This is a genomic window from Paraburkholderia sp. JHI869 (genome assembly GCF_038900775.1).
Lineage (GTDB): Bacteria > Pseudomonadota > Gammaproteobacteria > Burkholderiales > Burkholderiaceae > Paraburkholderia.
The window spans coordinates 1-3802 of the sequence record NZ_JAYMSC010000076.1 but is presented as its reverse complement, the minus strand read 5'-3'; the positions used below and the strand labels follow the sequence as shown (position 1 = coordinate 3802).

Genomic DNA, 3802 nt, shown 5'->3' with positions numbered 1-3802 from the left:
AAAAAACCCCAAGGAGGTCCGTAAAGCTGATCGATGTCGTGTTCAGCTCGGTGCAACTCCACATAATTCACGGCTACGCATAACGGCGGCCAATCGCTACCCCGCGTAGCGCGCGCTCGACAGCTAGTGGAGCGGCCCCACGTATCTGAGGGCACGAGGACTCTCTTAAAATAAGAGATAGTCTTGTGTCTAACAGTAAGCCTAGTCATTACGTGGAACCCATCGAAATTCTGACCGAGCCGGAGCGCCGTCGTCGGCGCACCCCGCAGGAAAAAATCGCCATCGTGCAGGAAACACTGGAGCCAGGAGCATCCGTATCGGCGGTGGCACGCCGGCACGGCGTAAATGCCAACCAGGTGTTCGGCTGGCGCAAGCAATACCAGGAAGGTAGTCTGGCGGCGGTGAAGGCAGGTGAATCTGTTGTGCCCGCATCTGAGCTGGCCGCCGCCATCAAGGAAATCAAGGAACTGCAACGACTACTCGGGAAAAAGACGATGGAAGTCGAAATCCTGAAAGAAGCTGTGGAATGGGGCCGCTCAAAAAACCTGATTGCGCGCTCGCCCTTGCTGCCGGGGGACGACCATTGAAAACGGTCTGCGAAGTTCTCGGCGTGGCGCGCTCTGGTGTAGCAGCGAAACAGGCTCGCTCGCCCGATTGGCACGATGGTCGTAGCGCCAAACCGACCGACGACACGGAATTGGTCGAGGAAATCCAGGCCCACGTAGCGCACCTCCCAACTTACGGCTACCGACGCATCTGGGCACTGCTGCGCCGTAGTCGAGAACAGACCAGCGCGCCGTGCATCAATCACAAGCGCGTGTATCGGGTTATGCGTGAGCACCAGTTGCTGCTGCGTCGCCCCGGCGTGCGGCGAGACAGTCGGCGGCACGACGGTCGCGTTGCCGTTGACCGTAGCAACACCCGCTGGTGCTCCGATGGCTTTGAGTTCCGGTGCGACGATGGCACGCCGCTGCGCGTCACGTTCGCGCTGGACTGCTGCGACCGGGAAGCGATTAGCTGGGCGGCGACGACCGGCGGCCATAGCGGTGATGTGGTGCGCGACGTGATGTTGGCCGCCGTCGAACAGCGCTTCGGCACCACGCAGGCTACACAGCCCATCGAATGGCTGTCGGACAACGGCTCGGCCTACATCGACCACCGCACACGCAGCTTCGCTCGTGAACTGGGACTTGAGCCGCTGACCACGCCGGTCCGTTCGCCGCAGAGCAATGGCATGGCCGAATCGTTCGTGAAGACCATGAAGCATAATTACGTCGCCTATATGGACAAGTCCGACGCACCGACCGCGCTCTCACGTCTGGCTATCGCGTTTGAGCACTACAATGAGCGCCACCCGCACAAAGCCCTGAAATACCGCTCGCCTCGCGAGTTCAGGCGCGCTGCGGTGTCATCAACCTAACAGTGTCCGCGTGTCCTGAGTTACAGGGGCAACTCCAGCTAGGTTGTCGATCTCCAACTGTCCGTCATCGCAATAGCGTGTGAGCGCTTTCCAGCGGTTCAACGCATAGAGGATCGCCCGACTCGTGTCCGATTTGCGCGAGAGCGTTTCCAGCATCGTTGTTAGCCACACATGGAATTGATCGAGTAGCGCCCGCGCATGCTCCTGGCGATGGGCACGGCGCTCGTCGGGCGGTTTGCCCCTGATACTTTCCTCAATCCTGTATAGCGCGCCGATACGCTCGAGCGCCTCAGTGTTCAGCGCATTGGGGCGCGCTGCGTGCAATTCATAGAATTGTCGTCGAGCGTGCGCCCAGCAAGCCGCCTCCGTGACCCGCCTGGTTTCGTAGATGGCCTGGTAGCCACCGTATGCATCGGCTTGCAGCGTACCGTTGAACGACTCGAGGTGTTGCTGCGGATGGATGCCCTTGCGATCCGGCGTATAGGCGAACCACACCGCCGGCGGCGTCATGTCGGCCGATGCACGATCATCGCGCACGTACACCCACAAGCGGCCGGTCTTCGTCTTGCCGTTGCCCGGTGCAAGCACTGGAACCGGCGTGTCGTCGGCGTGCAGTTTCGTCGCCGACATCACATGACGACGTAGTGTTCCAACGAGCGGCTGCAGCAGCGTTGCCGCGTGACCGACCCACTTCGCCAGCAGAGAGCGATCAAGCTCGACGCCTTCTCTCGCGTACATAACCGATTGCCGGTAAAGCGGCACGTGGTCCGCGAACTTCGAGACCAGCACGTGTGCCAGCAGCCCAGGGCCGGCGAGACCGCGTTCGATGGGGCGACTCGGTGCAGGCGCCTGAGAGATGTGGTCGCAACACACGCACGCAAACTTCGGGCGCACATGACGGATGACCCGGAAGCTTGCCGGTACGTACTCAAGCTGTTCGGCGACGTCTTCGCCCAGCGGCTTCATCTCGCCACCACACTCCGCGCACCTCCCCGCAGATTCGGGCAGGTGCGTTCGGACCTCGCGCGGCAGATGTTCAGGCAGTGGCCTGCGCGGTGCCTGTTCTACCGCCGTGCGCGGCGTCTTCGGGATTTCGACCGGCGCCGCGCCTTCGTCGGCCTCAAGCTCTTCGAGGCGCAGCTCGAGTTGCTCGATCTGATGGCCCAGCTTCTCCGACTTGCGACCGAACTGCATACGGCGCAGCTTGGTAATGAGCAGCTTCAGGTGTTCGACTTCGGCTGCACGCGAAGCCAACGCGGCTTGTTGCGAGTCGACTGTTTCTTGCAGTTTGAGCACTTGCGCGTCGCGCTCGCGCAGCGTCGCCTCCTGGCTGAGCAGCATGGCCTTCAGCGTTTCGACATCGTCGGGAAGTGGGTTCGCGCGCGTCATGCAGGCAGTTTACGCGCCAGCAACGACGTTTACAACGCTGAGGTCGGTCGTGCCGTTCTCGTCGGTTGCCGCCAGTCGATGCCTTCCAGCAGCATTGATAGTTGTGCCGGACTCAGGCAAACAACGCCACCGTCCGCTTGAGGCCATACGAAGCGCCCCTTCTCGAGTCGCTTCATCAGCAGGCACATGCCATCGCCGCTCCACCACAGCACCTTGAGCAGGTCGCCGCGTTTGCCGCGAAACACAAAGACGTGCCCGCAGAACGGATCGCGTTCCAGCACGGTCTGCACCTTGGCGGCGAGACTGTTGAATCCGGCCCGCATGTCGGTGACTCCTGCGGCCAGCCACACTCGGGACCCGGAAGGCAGGCCAACGGCAGACGGCAGCATCAGCAGGCTCATCGGGCAAGGCCCCGCACAATCTTGATCAGGGTTGCGATGGGTGTGTCAGCGCTTAATCGTAGCCGGACGTCACCGCATTCGACCTCGTAGGTGCCGGCACTGTCCGACGATTGGCTCGCCGGTACTTCAGGTAAAGGCTCAGCCACTGCCACTGGTAGCCAGTTGAGTGCAGGTACCTCTGGCAACGGAACGTCGGGCATGCCGAAATCGCCGGCAAGATAGTGACGACGCCATTTGAACAGCAGATTGGCGTTGATGCCGTGCTCGCGAGCGATGAGCGCGGCCGACGCGCCTGGCTTGAGTGTCGCCTCGACGATCTGCCGTTTGAACTCGACTGAAAAATTGGGTCGCTTGGATCGTTTGGATTGCGGAGCGTTGTCCACTATAGCGTCCACCATTCATTTGGTGGACACCAAAGTAGCCAAACTCAACGACGAGATCTACACGGTAATGGGGACGCGCTTACGTGCCGGGGTTGAAGGGACCGGCACCTACGGAGCGGGCTTGGCCCGCGTGCTGCGCGATCATGAGATCGAGGTCCTTGAAGTCAATCGTCCCGATCGCGCGATGCGCCGCTCCCGAGGGAAGTCCG

3 protein-coding genes and 2 pseudogenes are annotated in these 3802 nt (G+C 61.5%); 2 read left to right on the top strand and 3 right to left on the bottom strand.

Annotated features, from left to right (window positions below):
- Positions 1-221: 221 nt before the first annotated feature.
- Positions 222-1420, top strand: a protein-coding gene (locus VSR72_RS43850) for an IS3 family transposase (RefSeq protein ID WP_342958399.1) whose coding sequence is annotated in 2 segments (ribosomal slippage) — positions 222-537 and positions 537-1420 — 1200 coding nt in all. Because the reading frame shifts where the segments join, the coding sequence is not laid out codon by codon here.
- A gap of 39 nt (positions 1421-1459) precedes the next feature.
- Here VSR72_RS43850 and VSR72_RS43845 read toward each other — a convergent pair.
- The 3 genes and pseudogenes from VSR72_RS43845 to VSR72_RS43835 form a co-directional block, all read right to left on the bottom strand.
- A pseudogene (locus VSR72_RS43845) lies at positions 1460-2809 on the bottom strand (IS66 family transposase); the annotation flags it as partial.
- Between the two features lie 29 nt (positions 2810-2838).
- Positions 2839-3210, bottom strand: coding sequence for an IS66 family insertion sequence element accessory protein TnpB (tnpB, locus tag VSR72_RS43840; RefSeq protein WP_342958398.1), 372 nt, complete (start codon positions 3208-3210; stop codon positions 2839-2841).
- Entirely contained in the window at positions 3207-3593 is a 387-nt protein-coding gene (locus VSR72_RS43835) for a transposase (protein ID WP_342958397.1), read from the bottom strand. Before VSR72_RS43835 ends, tnpB begins: the two co-directional genes overlap by 4 nt.
- An 82-nt stretch (positions 3594-3675) precedes the next feature.
- On the opposite strand from VSR72_RS43835, the pseudogene VSR72_RS43830 reads away from it, so the two are divergent.
- Positions 3676-3802: pseudogene (locus VSR72_RS43830) on the top strand (IS110 family transposase); the annotation flags it as partial.